Origin of the sequence: Polyangium fumosum, assembly GCF_005144585.1 — a bacterium.
GTDB classification, from domain to species: Bacteria; Myxococcota_A; Polyangia; order Polyangiales; family Polyangiaceae; genus Polyangium; species Polyangium fumosum.
The window spans coordinates 63448-79250 of sequence record NZ_SSMQ01000049.1; the positions used below are offsets into that span (position 1 = coordinate 63448).

Below are 15803 nucleotides of genomic sequence, written 5' to 3' on the forward strand. Positions count from 1 at the left end.
TCGCTCGTTCGAGAGACGGCGGATCGGGACTCCGCGCAAACATTGACGCCGCTGTGACGAGCGGAGATCCTACGAGTGTAGGAGGCTCCGGCATGCCTGGCAGGAACGTATCGCGGCGCTTGTTCGTGGGAGTGATGGGGGGCGGAGTGCTCGCCGCACCGGTTGTCGCCTCCGCGCGCCCGGAGACCACGTCCGCCGCAAAAATTGCGGCGCCCAGCGAGAAGCCGCTCGACGCGCCGACGCGCGAGAACGTCGCCAAGCTGCTGCATCCGCTGGCCGCGGGATCTCGCCTCGCGCGCTGGACGATCGTCCAGATCGATCCGGTCGTGAACGGGTGTGTGAGCATCAAGGTTCGGACGGACGATGGGCACACGTTTGACCTCGAACTGCTCGCGCGCGACCGCACCGCGCTCGCGCAGCGGCCGCCCGCGGAGACGGAGCGGCACGCGATCTTCGTGGTGAACGGCGGCAACGGCTGGGCGACCACGCAGGAGGAGCTCGGGCTCGCGGCCATGACGCTCGCGCAGATCGTCGCGAAGAACGAGCGTGAGGTGCGCTTGTCCGGGCTGCTCACGCACGCCGAGCGCATCGAGAACCACGGCGACGCGCTCCTGGTTCCGGCGGAGGGACCGGGCTGAACGTATGGCGGCGGTCCTCTCCCTCGGCTCGACCTGCAACAATGCGTGTGTCTTCTGCGCGCAAGGGGAGCGGTCTGCCTCGCACGAGCGCGAGGCCGAGGGGATGGATCTCGCGGCGCGCCTGCGCGTCGAGCCGGGCGACGTCGTGTTCGTGCAGGGCGGCGAGCCGACGCTCACGGACGATTTGCCCGCGGTGATTCGCGCCCTCGACGAGCGCGGCGCGCGCCGCATCGTGGTGCAGACGAACGGCCGTCGCCTCGCGTATCGCGCCTTCGCGCGCGCCCTGCGCGAGGCTTCGAGCAAGCTCTCGCTCGACGTCTCGCTCCACGGCTCGACCGAGCCGATGCACGACTACCACACGCAGACGCCGGGCAGCTTCAAGCAGACCGCGCTCGGCGTGCGGCATGCGCGCGCCGAGGGGATCGAGGTCGGGACGACGACGGTGATCACGCGGTCGAACTACCGTCACCTCGCGGAGATCGTGCAGCTCTCGCGCGCGCTCGGGGCCCGCGCGGTGCACCTCGCGAGGGTGTCTCGTTTCGGCCGCGCGGCGCGCGCGGCGGATCGGATCGTCGCGCCGGAGGAGCTCGTGCGTCCGCAGCTCACGCGTGCGCTCGCGGAGGCGTCGCGGCTCGGGATGGGCTGGCTCGCGGGCGAGAGGGCGAGCCATGCGGAGGTGCGCGATCTCTTCGCGGGCCTCGGCGAGGCGGAGATTCCGCCGGCGGAGGGGCTGGGTTCGTCGAGGACTTCGCCCGGCGCCGAGGTCGTGGCCTCGGACAAGAACTTCGTGGACACGTCTCGGCTCGTCCGAGCGAAACCACCGAGCGTCAACCGAAGCATTGCTTGGGAGCGGTGAGTGACAATGGCGAGCAACGTCAAAGCCAGTGACGAGCAGCGGGGCAAGCAGGTGCGACGGGTCGCCATTGCGGCGCTTCTGACGGTGATCGGCGGAGCCGCCGCATCGTCGTGCGCCGAGGGCGGGAGCGTGACCTCGGGCGGCGGCCTGACGAGCTCGAGCTCGAGCGGCTCTGGTGGAAGGGGCGGCGAGGGCGGCACGGGCGGCGAGGGCGGCACGGGCGGCGTTGGCGGCACGGGCGGTGTCGGCGGCACGGGCGGTGTCGGTGGTGTCGGTGGCGCGGGTGGCATGGGCGGCGCGGGAGGCGCGGGCGGCCAGATGTGCGTGCCGCAGACCGAGGTCTGCGACGGCGTCGACAACAACTGCGACAACGTCATCGACGAGGGCTGCGACTGCGTGACCGGCGTGAAGGAGGCCTGTTACACGGGCCCCGACGGCACGAAGGGCGTCGGCGCGTGCAAGGAAGGCGAGAGGACGTGCGACGCGTCCGGCAAGTGGGGCCCGTGCGCGGGGGAGGTCGTCCCGGCCGCGGCCGAGGCTTGCAACGGCTTCGACGACGACTGCGACACCGAGGTCGACGAAGGGTGTGACTGCGTCACGGGCGCGACGAAGGGCTGCTACACGGGCCCGCCGGGCACGCAGAACACCGGCCTCTGCAAGCCTGGGTCGCAGACGTGTGACGCGAACGGGCTGTGGGGCCCGTGCCTGGGTGACACCACGCCGGCTCCCGAGCTCTGCAACGGCCTCGACGATAGCTGCGACGGCACGATCGACGAGGGCAACCCGGGCGGCGGCGACGCGTGCGTCGCGCCGGGCCTCGGCGAGTGCAAGAAGGGCACGTTGAACTGCGTCAACGGCGCGGTGAAGTGCTCGCCTGCGCCCGTGCAGCCCGAGACCTGCGACGGCCTCGACAACAACTGCGACGGCAACACCGACGAGGGCAACCCCGGCGGCGGCATGCAGTGCATGACGGGCTTCCTGGGCCTGTGCAGCACGGGTCTGACGAAGTGCGACGGCGCGAACGGCGTGACGTGCATGGCGAACGTCGTCCCCGGCCAGCTCTCCGAGGCGTGCAACAACCTCGACGACGACTGCGACGGCATGGTCGACGACGCCATCCCGCAGGTCGGCATGCCGTGTACGAAGCCGGGTCAGCTCGGCATCTGCCAGTTCGGCACCTTCGAGTGCCCCGCGGGTGCATCGCAGCTCCTCTGCAACGCGCCCTTGCCGGGCACGATCCAGGAGACGTGCAACGGCAAGGATGACGACTGCAACGGCACGATCGACGATCCGGCCCTCGTGAATGGGTTGCCCTGCAACACGTCGTTCCCCGGCGTTTGCGCGACGGGCACCACGGTCTGCGTGGGCGGCAGCGCGTCGTGCAACCCGCAGGTCACGCCTGGGGCGCAGACCGAAATTTGCGACTCCAAGGACAACAACTGCAACGGGCAGACGGACGAGATGCAGCCGAACCCGGCGTGCACCACGCAGAACCCGAACGCGCAGTTCGTCTCGGGCTGGTCGTGCACCGCGGGCCAGTGCCAGATCGTGCAGTGCAACGCCGGCTACGCGAACATCGACGGCGCGCCGGGCAACGGCTGCGAGTGCGCGACGGATCAGTACGCGAACCAGTGCGTGAGCGCAGGTGCGGTCAGCGTGCCGAAGGGCGGCACGGTGAACATGATCGGCAAGGTCGAGACGTCGAATGCCAGCGACTGGCTCACGTTCAACTTCGTCGCGCCGGCGGCGCTGGGCCAGGCGTACACGCCGAAGGTTCAGCTCGTGAACGACTCCGGTGGCCAGTACGGGATGGACGTGCTCCACGACTGCAACACCGTCGCGACCTGCAACGACGGCGGCACGGGGTCGGGGGCCACCGTGTGGGAGCTGAATTTTGGGTACGACATGAACGGCAACCCCACGGGTCCTTGGTCCGACAACAACCCGAAGATCGTGTCTGTCAAGGTTCGCGTGTATCGCAAGAACGGCACGCCGCCGACCTGCGATCAGTATACCGTGACCGCCACGAACCCGTGAGGCGCGGCGGGACGCACCTTACGGTACGTCATGGGGAGCGAAGGGCGAATGAGCGACATGTCGTTTCACTTGGGAGAGGGCTCGGTTCGGATCGAGTTCGACGAGGGCCTGTACCCCAAGGATGCGATTTACGGAGCGGCGTACGTCTTCATCGATCGCTGCTGGGTGCACCTCGATCGTGCGGGAGATCGTCGCATCCAGGTGACGCTCAAGGCGAAGAAGCCTGGCGCTGACACGCAGATCTACGCGGGCGAGTTCCAGAACGAGCTGCTCGGCCAGGCGTGGCGTCTTCGGATCGTCGAGGAGAACAAGAAGCTCGTCGAGTCGATCACGGCGCGCGCGCTCGGCGGCGCTGCGGGCCCGCCCGGGCTCGACGAGCTGCTCGCGATGGACATCGGCGAGGAGACGGCCTTCGAGGATCCGCTCGGCATCGCGATGAGCTGGGAGGAGAAGTACAAGAAGAAGGGCAAGGGCGAGGGCGCGAAGGCCGAGGCGGAAGACGCGTCGGAAGGCGCGTCGGGGGGCGAGAAGGCGTCGTGATCGAGCTCAGGTTTCATGAGGAGCTCTACGACGGCTTCGCGATCGACGAGGCCGTCAAGACGTACGCGGCGTACGCGACGGCGGAGCTCTCGCGGGACGGCGGCGCGTACATCGTGAAGGTGACGGCGAAGCCCGAGGCCACGAGCGAAGGCATCGACGAGCGCGTGCTCTCCGCGGAGCTCGCGAACTACGCGCTCGGCCTCACGATCGAACGCGCGCGGGCAGGGGGTGCGGCGTGACGGGCCTCTCGACGCTCTTCACCGAGCTCGGCTCCGCGGCGAAGGCCCCGACGGGCCTCGTGCCGTTCCGGTTCCGCGAGGTGGGCGGAGACATTTTGCTCACCAACTTTCTCGGCGACTGGCTCTTCGTCACGCAGGACGAGTTCCGTGCGCTCACGCGTGGCGAGCTCGATTCCGCTTCGCCGCTCCACGACAAACTCGCGTCGCGGAACTTCCTCCGCGAGGGGCTCGATCAGGCGAAGGCGGCTGAGCGCATCGCGTACAAGAAGCGGTTCCTCAACTGGGGGCCGAACCTGCACATCGCGGTCGTCACGCTCCGCTGCAACGAGACGTGCGTCTACTGCCACGCGAGCCGCGCGAACATGGACGCGGTCCACACCGACATGACGCCGGAGATCGGCGAGAAGGTCGTGGACCTGATGCTCCAGTCGACGTCGCCCTCGGTGACGCTGGAGTTCCAGGGCGGCGAGCCGCTCGCGAACTTCCCGGTGATGAAGCACGTCATCGAGTACGCGCTCGCGCGGAACCGTGCCTACGGCAAGGGGCTCGAGTTCACGATGGTCTCGAACCTGGCCATGATGGACGAGGAGAAGCTCGCCTTCCTCGTCGATCGCAAGGTTCAGATCTGCACGAGCATCGACGGCCCGGAGCACCTGCACACGAAGCAGCGCATCCTCGCGGGCGGCAACGCGCATCGTGAGGCCGTGAAGTGGATCGAGCGCATCAACAAGGCCTACATCGACATCGGCCTCGACCCGACGCTCTACCATGTCGAAGCGCTGCTCACGACGACACGCGAGGCGCTCAAGTACCCGAAGGAGATCGTCGACACGTACGTCGGCCTCGGCTGCCGCGCGATCTTCCTCCGCCCGGTCGATCCCTTCGGCTTCGCGGGCAGGACCGCGCAGATCGTCGAGTACGACCGCGCCGCGTACAACGACTTCTACCGCACCGCCGTCGAGCACATCCTCGATCTGAACCGGCGCGGCGAGCAGGTCCTCGAGCGCTATGGCTCGATCTTCCTCACGAAGATCCTCGGCGACGACGACCCGAACTTCCTCGACATCCGCTCGCCGAGCGGCTCGGGGATCGGCGCTCTCGCCTATAACTACGACGGCAAGATCTTCTCCAGCGACGAGGGCCGGATGATGTACGAGACCGGCGATCCTGCGTTCCAGATCGGCGACGTGTTCACCTCGACGTATCGCTCGCTCATGAAACACGAGACGGTGCGCGCGCTGGTGATGGCGTCGATCCGCGACGTGCAGCCCGACTGCGTGAACTGCACGTACACGCCCTACTGCGGGGTGCAGCCCGAGCATAGCTACCGGACGCAGGGCACGATCTTCGGTAGGATGCGTGAGAGCACCTTGTGCGCCGTCCACAAGGGCATCCAGGATTTTCTTTTCGACAAACTGCGCGAGAACGACCCGAAGACGGTCGAGATCCTCCAGCGCTGGACCACGGTCCGGGCGCGAACGCATTTCATCCACGCGTCGTCGGCATCTTGAGGGCAAACGATCGACGCGGGCGCAACGGGACTTGGGATCAGGGAGGCCACGATGGCGAACAACGGAACAGGTGGGCTGCCGAGCTTCTCCCGCAAGCCGGGTGGCATGCTCTCCAAGACGGAGAGCGAGGTCGGCGCGAAGGCGAGCGAAGAGGCGGATCGCGCCGGCGTGATCGGCGACGACGCGGGTGGCGTGATCCCGGCGCAGCATTGCTCGCACGGCTCGCACGGCAGCCACGGCAGCCACGGCAGCCACGGCAGCCACGGCAGCCACGGCAGCCACGGCTCGCACGGCAGCCACGGCAGCCACGGCAGCCACGGCTCGCACGGCAGCCACGGCAGCTGGTAGACCGTCTCCCGGCGCGCCCACAGCCCTAGCTACCCCTCGCCTGGCGGGCGAAACGGCCCTGTTCGTCCGCCCTAACCCCCCGATCTCACGCGGTTCCAGCCTGCTCGGATCGGCCTCTTGCGGAGGCTCTGGATCCAAAGGGACGGAGGCGCATTTGATCAGCTTGCGGAACGGACGCGCGTCCGTATACTTCCGCTCCCTTGTTTCCCGGCGGAGTACGTCGGTGAAGCAAATGTCGAGGGCGTCGAGGGCACGAACATGTACGCGGTCATCAAGACGGGCGGCAAGCAGTACAGGGTCAGCGAAGGCCAGGTGCTGCGCGTCGAGAAGCTGAGCGGCAACGCTGGCGACAAGGTTACGTTCAACGAAGTCCTGCTCGTCGGCGGCGAGGCCACCAAGATCGGCCAGCCGCTCGTTGCGGGTGCAAAGGTCGAGGCGCAGATCAATGCGCAGGATCGCGGCAAGAAGGTCGTGATCTTCAAGTTCCGGCGTCGGAAGAACTACCGCCGCAAGACGGGGCACCGGCAGCCGTACACCGAGCTCAAGATCACCGGCATCAGCGCCTAGGAGAAACCGGCATGGCTCATAAAAAAGGTGGCGGCTCGTCCCGCAACGGGCGCGATTCGAGCGCACAAAAGCGCGGCGTGAAGGTGTACGCGGGGACCGAGGTCTCGGCGGGTAGCATCCTCGTGCGGCAGGTGGGTTCGTCGATCCACGCCGGCAAGAACGTCGGCACGGGCAAGGACTTCACGCTCTTCGCCCTCGTGGAGGGCGTCGTGAAGTACGAGTGGAAGTCGAACACGAAGAAGCAGGTCTCGGTCTATCCGGCCTGATTCTGCGGCGTTCGTGATCGAGACGAATCGGGCGATGCGGCGGGGAAAACCCGTCGATCGCCCGTCGTCCATTTGAGGTCCAACCCATCACGCGCGCTCTGCGGCGAGGACGATCCGCGGCGATGACGTACAAGCTCCTGGCCCTCGATCTCGACGGCACCCTGCTCCGGCACGACGGTTCGCTCCACGAGCGCGATCGCTGGGCGATCGAGCGCCTGCAGAGCGGCGGCGTGGCCGTGACGATCTGCACGGGCCGGCTCTACTCGGGCTCGCGCGAGGCCGCCGTGGCGGCGCGGATCCAGGGGCCGATCGCCTGCGTGGACGGGAGCCACATCGTCGACGCGCGTGACGATCGCGAGCACTACCACGCTTCGCTCACGGGCGATCATGCCGCGCAGCTTCGACGCGTGCTCGAGCGGCATCGGACCGCGAGCTTCGTGTTCGCGCACGACAGCATCGTGCACGACGCCGCAGGCGCGCCGTGGAGCAGCTACGTGCGCACGTGGTCGCCGCGGGTGACGGTCGTCGAGCGCGTCACGTCGCACCCGTACTGGGAACACGAGCGGGGGCTGCTCGCGGTCGTGGCGATCGGCTCGAAGGACAGCGTGCACGCGGCCGCGGAGGAGCTCGAAGGCGAGCTCGGCGGCGCGGCGTTTGTCGTGCGGTTCGCGGTGACGCGCGCGGCCGACACACACGCGATGGTGGTGCGCGCGGCCGGGCCCACGAAGGGCACGGCGATCGCGTGGCTCGCGGACTACCACGGCTGCGCGGTGAACGAGGTCGTCGTGGTGGGCGATTGGCTCAACGACGTGCCGATGTTCCAAGTCGCGGGGCGATCGTTCGCGATGGGCAGCGCGCCGTCGTTCGTGAAAGAACACGCGAGCGAAGAGCTCGCCGCGTGGAGCGCGGACGACGCGGGCGTCGCCGAGGCGATCGAGCGGGCCTGGGGGACGTTAGGATGAGCTCTTCGACGAGGGCGCGCTGGAGGTAGGCGCGCGCGGCGTGCCCACGTGCGAAGGGGGCGCGAAGCCGAGGTAGAAGAGCCGTTCGACCTCGCCGATGAGATCGCGCATGCCGATGGGCTTGGCGAGGAACCCTTCGGCGCCGGCTTGCGCGGCCTCGGCGCGCGCGCCGCGTTTGCCCGAGATCACGAGGAAGCGGCAGTCGTAGCCGCGCGAGCGTGCGGCCTCGATGAAGTCGGTGCCGTTCATCTCGGGCATGCGCTGGTCGACCACGACGACGTCGACGCGGTCGAGCCGCTCGAGCGCCGCCCCGGGGGACATCGTCTCGCGCACCTCACACCCCTCGGCTTCCAGGCACATCCCCAGGAGCCTCAAGATGTCGGGGTCGTCATCGACCACGAGCACGACGGGGGGACGCGGTCGCCACGTGCGCATGATCCGGAGATTACCCGGGTTTCTGCGTGCTTCCAAATGTGAAAGACGGCCGGCACGAAAATGCCAGGAGGACGGATCACGCTCCGTCCGCGGCCGTCGATGCGAGGGTGTGGGGGGGTTTGCCCAGGGGCTCGACGCGTGATGCGGAGCCCCCGGGTGCGGGTGCGTGTCGCGCTGTTACTTGCGCTGCTGCTGAGCAGCGGCGAGCTGCTGCTGCTGCTGCTGGAGGAACTGCGCGACGACGCGCGAGCGCTCGATGGCGAACTGCTTGACTTCCTTGTTGGGCGAACCCGCGAGGGCGTTGAGCAGCTTCGTGACCTTCTCGATCTGGCGCGACTGGAAGAGGGCCTCGAAGTAGTTGTTCGCGATGCGAACGTCGCGGCTCATCTTCGCCTCGTGCGGCTGCAGGAGCCGGATGACGGCTTCGAGGTCGCCCTTCTGGCCGTAGAGCGCCGAGAGGCAGAGGAGCGCGAGCGGATCGTCGGGCGCGATCTCCACGCCCTTCTTGGCGTAGGTGACGGCGCGATCACGGGTCGCATCGTCGTTCGCGAAGAAGCCCTGGAGCGCGATGTACGGCGCGGCGCTCTTCTTGTCGGTGGCCATCTTCTCGATCTCGGCGATGGCCGTGTCCTCGTCGCCGTGCTGCTTGAGGTACTGGTAGAGGTAGGCCCACGCGTCGATGCAGCCGATGCTGATGCCGATCGCCTTGTCGACGAACTCGCGCTCCTTGTCGGCTTCCTTCTTGAGCTGGAAGACCTTGGCGAGGTGCAGCGAGGGGTAGGGGTTGTCCTTGAGGAGGTTTTGCGCGCCTTTCAGCGTGCCCTCGGCCTTGTCGAGCTTCTCCTGCTGGAGTTGCGCGATGCCGAGCGCGAGCCAGTCGTCGCCCGTGCCGCCCTTCGCAACGACCTTCGAGAGCACCTGCTCGGCGCGCTGCAGGCGGTTGTACTTGAGGAGCTCCTGGGCGTAGATGCGCGCGCGGTTGAGGTCGTCGGGCTGCTCCTGCCAGTGCTTCTCCAGGCCGGCGAGCAGGTCTTCGAGGCCGATCGCGATCGGGCGGCCCTGGTCGTCCTGCACCTGCACCGCGGGGCCGTTGAAGCCGAGCAGCTTCCACATCTGCTCGGGCGTCACGAGCGACGGGCCCTTGTCGAGCATGGCCTTGGTGTCGTCGTCGACCTTCGAGAGGGGAATCACGATGAGAGCGTTGCCAGGCACTCCGTTGGGGAATGCGCTGACGGGCGCCATGATGGCCGCGCCGCCCGTGATCTGAAGTCCCGCCGCCACTCCACCCTGCTGTCCGTTCTGCGCCATGGTCGCTCCACCCGGGAAACGCGAGGCGCGCCTTGCGCCCGCGGTCGCCGCTCGACGGCGCTTTTGTACGCGTCGAACGGGAAAGAAATGTCGTTGGTTACGAGGGGCGGGCAGGCTAGCAGGATGCCCCCATCAGAGCAACGGCCCCCGCGGATCCGAAGCTTTTCGCTCACGTCGATACCAACAAGTCAGCCGCGGCGGAGTCGATGCGCGAGGCCGGTCTGACGCTCCTCGCGCCGCGTCTCCGAGAGCGCGAGGTTGAGCGCTCGCCCGTCCGTGACGAGCACGACGAGCCGCTTTCCGCGCGTGACGGCCGTGTAGAGCAGGTTCCGCGAGAGCATCACGAAATGCTGCGAGAGCAGCGTGACCACGACGGCCGGATACTCGCTGCCCTGGCTCTTGTGGATGGTCGTCGCGTACGCGAGCACGAGCTCGTCGAGGTCGCTCTCTTCGTAGGCGACGTCCCGGCCGTCGAACGTGACCGTGAGTGTCCCGGCCTCGGCGTCGATCGCGCGGACGAGGCCGACGTCGCCGTTGTAGACCTCGCGGTCGTAGTCGTTCTTGAGCTGCATGACTTTGTCGCCGAGGCGGAAGACCTTGCCGCCACGCGTGACCGAGGGGCCGTCGGGGTTGAGCGACCGCTGGAGCGTCTCGTTCAGCGCGATCGTGCCGACGGGGCCCTTGTTCATCGGCGAGAGGACCTGCACGTCGCGGACCGGATGCAGGCCGAAGCCGCGCGGGATGCGCTCGGTGACGAGCTCGTGGATCGTGGCGGCGGCCTCCTCGGGGTCCTTTCGTTGGAAGACAAAGAATTCGCCGCGCTTGTCGGTCGCCCCCTCGGGTTTTTCGCCGTCGTGGATGCGGTGCGCGTTCTGCACGATGAGGCTGCCCTCGGCCTGGCGGAAGATCTGCGAGAGGCGCACCGTGGGGATGGCGCCCGAGGCGATGATGTCGCGCAGGACCGCGCCCGGGCCGACGGACGGGAGCTGATCGACGTCGCCGACGAGCACGAGGCGGGCCTCGTCGGAGGTGGCCTGCGTGAGCGCGTCGCAGAGCGGCAGATCGATCATCGAGGCCTCGTCCACGATGAGCACGTCGGCCTCGAGCGCGCGGCCCTTCTTGCGGAGGAAGCCGCGCTCCTTCGGGTCGAACTCGAGCATGCGGTGGAGCGTGACGGCCTCGCGCCCGGTTGCCTCGCTCATGCGCTTGGCGGCGCGGCCCGTGGGCGCGGCGAGGCGCACGGTGTGGCCTGCGAGATCGAAGAGCGCGAGGATCGCACGGACGATCGTGGTTTTTCCGACGCCGGGTCCGCCCGTGATGACGAGGATCTTGCTCCGCGCGGCTTGCTCGATCGCGTCGCGTTGCGCGGGCGCGAGGGCGACACGCGTGCGGGCCTCGAAGCTCTCGATCGCGGCCTGGGCGACGACCTCCGGAGGTTCGCCGCGGCGCCCCGCGAGGGGACGGCCAGGCGCGCGGAGGAGCGCGAGCAGGCGTTCGGCGAGGCGCGCCTCCGCTTCGTAGAGCGTTGATTCGTAGACGGCGACCTCGCCCGAGGGGAGGGTCTCGACCCGCGCGCGGCCCGACAACGCGAGCGCGTCGATGGCGCGATTCACGCCTTCCTCTTCGCGTTCGAGCATCAGCGCGGCGGCCGCGACGAGCGCGTTTCGTTCGGCGTACACGTGCCCCTTGCCCGCGAGGTCGCTCAGCATTTGCAGCACGCCGGCCTGCGCGCGCTCGGGCGCGTCCGGCGAAACGCCGACGGCGCGCGCGATCTGATCGGCGGTCTTGAAACCGACGCCCCAGACCTCGAGCGCGAGCCGGTAGGGCGCGCGCTTCACGATGTCGATCGCGGAGGCGCCGAAGCGCTTGTAGATACGCGTCGCCAGCGCGGCCGAGGCGCCGTGCTGCTGGAGGAAGATCATGATGTCGCGGATGACGCGCTGCGACGCCCAGGCCTTGGCCACGGCCTCGGCGCGGCGTGATCCGAGCCCCGGCACCTCGGCGAGGCGCTCGGGCTCCTCATCGAGCACGCGCAGCGCGTCCACGCCGAGCGTCTCGACGATCCGCTTGGCGAACACGGGACCGACGCCGGCGACCATGCCCGAGCCGAGGTATTTTTCGAGGCCCTGCAAGGTCGAGGGAGCGATCTCCAGCAGGGTTTCGACGCGGAGCTGGTCGCCGTGGCGGCCGTCGCGTTCGTAGCGGCCGGTCGCTCGGACGCGCGTGCCGGGGGCGACGGGCTGGAAGCGGCCAACCCAGGGCAGAGGGGCCTCGTGGCCGTCGATCGCGACCTTCACGACCCGGAAGCCCGTTTGGTCGTTCTCGTAGGTGACACGCACGACCTCGCCTTCGAGGGTGAGGGTGCCGTCCTTCGCGGGTGCTGCCTTTTGCGCCGCGAAAAGCGTGTGTTGCGCGGGACCCTGGGGCCCGGATCGCGGGCGTGACGCGGCCCCGGCCGGGCCTTTTCGACCCGTCCCCCCGGCAAGCAGAGGCGTGCGTCCGCGGCGGTTCATGGGCGCGGGGCGAGGCTAGCGCGGTTTTCCCGCGGCGAGGGGCTTTGCTCGGCGGGTTTGTTGGGTAAGACTCGCCGCCCGATGAGCCTCGAGCACCGCCTCCACGACCGCTGCGCGTGCGGATCTGCGCTTTCGTCCTACGCCCACTCGTCCGCCTCCGCTGCCTCCGGGCGCCCGTTCACGCTGGCCGGCGTGCAGCGCGTCTACGAGCGGCCTCGGCCGTTTCAGGTCACGCACATCGCGCTCGACCTTCGCCTCGACGTGCCGAAGAAGTCGGTCGCGGGCGAAGCGACGCTCGACGTGTCGCGGATCGACGCGCGCGCGAAGGAGCTTTTGCTCGACGCCGTGGGCTTCGACCTCGAAGCGGTCGAGCTTCGCGTGGGCGACGACGGCAAGTTCGCCGCGGCAGCACACGTGTACGACGGGCAGACGTTGCGCGTGTCGATCCCCGAGGGGGCCGCGCGCGCGGCGGTGCGGGTGCGCTACGCGGCGACGCCGCGGCGTGGGCTCTACTTCCTCGCGCCGGACGAGCACGTGCGGGACCGGCCCGCGCAGGTCTGGTCGCAGTGCCAGGACGAGGACGCGCGGCACTTCTTCCCGTGCATCGACAAGCCGCACAACAAGCAGTCGACGTCGCTGCGCGTGACGGTGCCCGAGGGCTGGTTCGCGCTGTCGAACGGCGCGCGCGAGAGCGACGAGGACGAGGAGCAGGGCGGCGTCTACCGCTACCGCATGGAAGACCCGCACCCGAGCTACCTGTTCACGCTCGTCGCGGGCGAGTTCGAGCGGATCGACGACGAGGCGGACGGCGTTCGCCTGCATTACTTTGTGCCCAAAGGAAAAACCGACGAGGGCAAGCGGACGTTCCGGCGGACGCCGGACATGGTGCGCCGCTTCGGCAGGCTCACGGGCGTCGCGTATCCGTGGAAGACGTACTCGCAGATCGTGGTGAGCGACTTCATCTTCGGCGGGATGGAGAACACGACGGCGACGACGATGTACGAGCACATCCTGCTCGACGAGCGCGCCTCGATCGACGTGACGGCCGACGACCTCATCGCGCACGAGCTCGCGCATCACTGGTTCGGTGACCTCGTGACGTGCCGTGACTGGTCGCACGCGTGGCTGAACGAGGGGTTCGCTACGTACATGGAGCACGTCGATCGCGAGGGGTACCTCGGACGCGACGAGTACGAGCACGGCGTGCGCGGCGACGTGGCCGCGTACCTCGGCGAGGCGGGTGGGCGCTACCGGCGGCCGATCGTGTGCCAAGACTACGACGCGCCGATTGATATCTTCGATCGTCACCTCTACGAGAAGGGCGCGTGCGTCCTGCACATGCTGCGGCTCGAGCTCGGCGATGAGGCGTTCTGGCGCGGCATCAAGATCTACCTGGAGCGGCACGCGCGCGGGATCGTGGAGACGCGCGACCTCCTGCGCGCGCTCGAAGAGGCGAGCGGCAGGAGCCTGGAGCGCTTCTTCGAGCAGTGGGTGTTCCGCGCAGGGCACCCGGAGCTCGAGGTGAAGATCGATCACGACGGCGACGCGCTGACCGTGTCGGTCAAGCAGGCGCAAGCCGCGAAAGAGGGCCGGGAGAAGGACAAGGACGACGCCGGGACGCACGTCTTCGCGCTCGATCTGGAGCTCGACATCTCCATCGACGGCGAGGTGCGGCGCGAGGTGCGGCGCGTGGAGTCGGCGACCGCGACGTTCACGATCCACGTGCCCAAGCGCCCCGCGTTCATCGTGGTGGATCCGGAGCTCAGGATCGTGGGCGACGTGCGGGTCGAGTGCCCGGGTGACATGCTGCGCGCGCAGCTCGTCGGGGCGCCGACGGCGCGCGGCCGGCTGCTCGCGGCGAGCCTGATGGGCAAGCTCGACGATCCGGCGACGACGCGCGCGCTCGGCGCCTCGCTCGCGAAGGAGGACGAGTTCTGGGGCGTGCGAGCGGAGGCGGCCTCGGCGCTCGGCGACGTGCGCAGCGACGACGCGCTCACGCATCTTCTCGCCCACGCGCGGACGGGGCACGCGAAGGTGCGGCGCGCGGTGGCGGCGGCGCTCGGCAAGTTCCGCAAGACGCAAGCCGCCGACGCGCTGAAGAGCCTCGCGCTGCGGGACGCGAGTTACCTCGTGGAGGCGGAGGCCGCGCGCGCGCTCGGCGGGACCCGGCAGAGCGCGGCGTTCGACACGCTGATCGAGGTGCTCGATCGTCCCTCGTGGGCCGACGTGGTCCGCGCGGGCGCGCTCGACGGGCTCGCGGCCCTGCGTGACGAGCGCGCGCAGGCGCACGTGCTCACGCGTACGCGCTACGGGATCCCCACGCGCGGCCGGCGCGCCGCGATCATGGCGCTGCCGAAGCTCTCGACGGACCGCAAGGTGCGCGAGGCGCTGGAGGACCTGCTCGATCAGTCGGATCCGTACCTCAAGGTGGACGTGGTGCGCGCGCTGCTCGACATCGGCGACACGAAGTCGCGCGGGCCGCTCTCGCGGCAGCTCGAACGCGAGCTCGACGGCCGCGTGCGTCGCCGGATCCGCGAGGCCTTGCGGGACCTCGGCGGCGCGGGCAAGCGCGAAGCCGAGCGGCTGCGCGAGGACCTGGAGGCGCTGCGGAGCGAGCACGCCGAGCTGAAGGCGCGCCTCGGCAAGCTCGAAGCGCGGATCGCGCCGAAGGAAGCCGCGAGCAAGTCGAACGGCGTCCACCCGGGCCGCGACGCGGACAAACACGAGGCCGAGAAGGACGCGGGCGAGAAGGGCAAGAAGAGGAAAAAGGATGAACGAGCTTCGCGGTAAAACGGCGCTCGTCACCGGCGCCTCGGCTGGGATCGGCCGGGAGCTCGCGCGCGTGCTCGGCCGCGAGGTGGGAGCGCTCGTGCTCGTGGCGCGCCGTCGCGAGAGGCTCGACGATCTTGCGCGCGAGCTCGTGGCCGCGCGGCCGGGTCTCCGGGTGCTGGTGCGCGCGGTCGATCTGCTCGACCGGAAGGCGCTCGGCGCGATGCTCGATGACCTCGCGCAGGCGGGCGAGGTCATCGACGTGCTCGTGAACAACGCGGGCTTCGGCGACTACGGCCTGCTCGAGAACCGCGACTGGGAGAAGATCGAGCGGATGCTCGAGCTCAACGTCGTGAGCACGACGATGCTGCTCGCGCGGCTCGTGCCGCCGATGGTGGCGCGGGGGTCGGGCGCGATCCTGAACGTCGGCTCGATCGCGGGGATCCTGCCCTCGCCCGCGATGAGCACGTACGCGGCGAGCAAGGCGTACGTGAACCACCTGAGCGAAGGCCTGCGCGCGGAGCTCGCAGGGACGGGCGTGTCAGTGACGGTGGTTTGTCCGGGCCCGGTGCCGACGGAGTTCCAGGAGGTCGCGGGGAGCGACGCGCGGCCGGAGCTCCCGAAAGCGGTGTACGTGGATGCGGTCACGTGCGCGGAGGAGGCGGTCGCAGGGCTCAAGCGTGGTCAGGCGCGCGTGATCCCGGGCGTCGTGCCGCGGGCGATGGCGATGACGGTGGACGCGCTGCCGAAGGCGCTCGTGCGACCGTTCCTGTCGAAGATGGGGAAGAAGGCGCGCGGGGGCCGGTAGCCGCGT

General features: G+C 69.1%; 15 protein-coding genes. 12 read left to right on the forward strand and 3 right to left on the reverse strand.

Annotated features, from left to right (window positions below; translation table 11 throughout):
* Positions 1–92 precede the first annotated feature (92 nt).
* The 10 genes from E8A74_RS35400 to E8A74_RS35445 all read left to right on the forward strand — a co-directional run bounded on the left by E8A74_RS35400 (position 93) and on the right by E8A74_RS35445 (position 7964).
* Positions 93–638 carry a hypothetical protein gene (locus E8A74_RS35400; RefSeq protein ID WP_136933500.1) on the forward strand — a complete coding sequence of 182 codons (546 nt, stop codon included), beginning with the start codon at positions 93–95 and terminating at the stop codon, positions 636–638.
* A 4-nt stretch (positions 639–642) separates the two neighbouring features.
* Positions 643–1494 carry a radical SAM protein gene (locus E8A74_RS35405; RefSeq protein ID WP_136933501.1) on the forward strand — a complete coding sequence of 284 codons (852 nt, stop codon included), beginning with the start codon at positions 643–645 and terminating at the stop codon, positions 1492–1494.
* 6 nt (positions 1495–1500) lie between these two features.
* Entirely contained in the window at positions 1501–3531 is a 2031-nt protein-coding gene (locus E8A74_RS35410; protein WP_136933502.1) for a MopE-related protein, read from the forward strand.
* 57 nt (positions 3532–3588) lie between these two features.
* Positions 3589–4071 carry a His-Xaa-Ser system protein HxsD gene (gene hxsD / locus E8A74_RS35415; protein WP_170229606.1) on the forward strand — a complete coding sequence of 161 codons (483 nt, stop codon included), beginning with the start codon at positions 3589–3591 and terminating at the stop codon, positions 4069–4071.
* Positions 4068–4310, forward strand: coding sequence for an HxsD-like protein (locus E8A74_RS35420; RefSeq protein WP_136933504.1), 243 nt, complete (start codon positions 4068–4070; stop codon positions 4308–4310). Before hxsD ends, E8A74_RS35420 begins: the two co-directional genes overlap by 4 nt.
* The gene (gene hxsB, locus E8A74_RS35425; protein WP_136933505.1) at positions 4307–5821 is read left to right on the forward strand and encodes a His-Xaa-Ser system radical SAM maturase HxsB; all 1515 of its coding nucleotides are present in this window, start codon (positions 4307–4309) and stop codon (positions 5819–5821) included. The genes E8A74_RS35420 and hxsB overlap by 4 nt, the downstream gene beginning before the upstream one ends.
* 51 nt (positions 5822–5872) lie before the next feature.
* The gene (hxsA4, locus tag E8A74_RS35430; RefSeq protein ID WP_136933506.1) at positions 5873–6169 is read left to right on the forward strand and encodes a His-Xaa-Ser repeat protein HxsA4; all 297 of its coding nucleotides are present in this window, start codon (positions 5873–5875) and stop codon (positions 6167–6169) included.
* A 258-nt stretch (positions 6170–6427) separates the two neighbouring features.
* A complete protein-coding gene (gene rplU / locus E8A74_RS35435) occupies positions 6428–6736 on the forward strand; it encodes a 50S ribosomal protein L21 (protein WP_136933507.1) in 309 nt (102 codons plus the stop codon).
* Positions 6737–6747: 11 nt separating this feature from the next.
* Entirely contained in the window at positions 6748–7002 is a 255-nt protein-coding gene (gene rpmA / locus E8A74_RS35440; RefSeq protein ID WP_136933508.1) for a 50S ribosomal protein L27, read from the forward strand.
* Between the two features lie 122 nt (positions 7003–7124).
* Positions 7125–7964, forward strand: a complete 840-nt coding sequence (locus E8A74_RS35445; protein ID WP_136933509.1) for an HAD-IIB family hydrolase — start codon at positions 7125–7127, stop codon at positions 7962–7964.
* Here E8A74_RS35445 and E8A74_RS35450 read toward each other — a convergent pair.
* From E8A74_RS35450 to recD2, 3 genes are all read right to left on the reverse strand, one after another.
* Positions 7956–8399 carry a response regulator gene (locus E8A74_RS35450; RefSeq protein WP_136933510.1) on the reverse strand — a complete coding sequence of 148 codons (444 nt, stop codon included), beginning with the start codon at positions 8397–8399 and terminating at the stop codon, positions 7956–7958. The genes E8A74_RS35445 and E8A74_RS35450 overlap by 9 nt on opposite strands.
* A gap of 177 nt (positions 8400–8576) precedes the next feature.
* Positions 8577–9707, reverse strand: coding sequence for a tetratricopeptide repeat protein (locus tag E8A74_RS35455; protein ID WP_136933511.1), 1131 nt, complete (start codon positions 9705–9707; stop codon positions 8577–8579).
* 188 nt (positions 9708–9895) lie between these two features.
* The gene (gene recD2, locus E8A74_RS35460) at positions 9896–12220 is read right to left on the reverse strand and encodes an SF1B family DNA helicase RecD2 (RefSeq protein WP_136933512.1); all 2325 of its coding nucleotides are present in this window, start codon (positions 12218–12220) and stop codon (positions 9896–9898) included.
* A gap of 81 nt (positions 12221–12301) precedes the next feature.
* On the opposite strand from recD2, the gene E8A74_RS35465 reads away from it, so the two are divergent.
* Both E8A74_RS35465 and E8A74_RS35470 read left to right on the forward strand, forming a co-directional pair.
* The gene (locus E8A74_RS35465; protein ID WP_136933513.1) at positions 12302–15010 is read left to right on the forward strand and encodes a M1 family aminopeptidase; all 2709 of its coding nucleotides are present in this window, start codon (positions 12302–12304) and stop codon (positions 15008–15010) included.
* A complete protein-coding gene (locus E8A74_RS35470) occupies positions 14991–15797 on the forward strand; it encodes an SDR family NAD(P)-dependent oxidoreductase (RefSeq protein ID WP_136933514.1) in 807 nt (268 codons plus the stop codon). The genes E8A74_RS35465 and E8A74_RS35470 overlap by 20 nt, the downstream gene beginning before the upstream one ends.
* Positions 15798–15803: the final 6 nt, after the last annotated feature.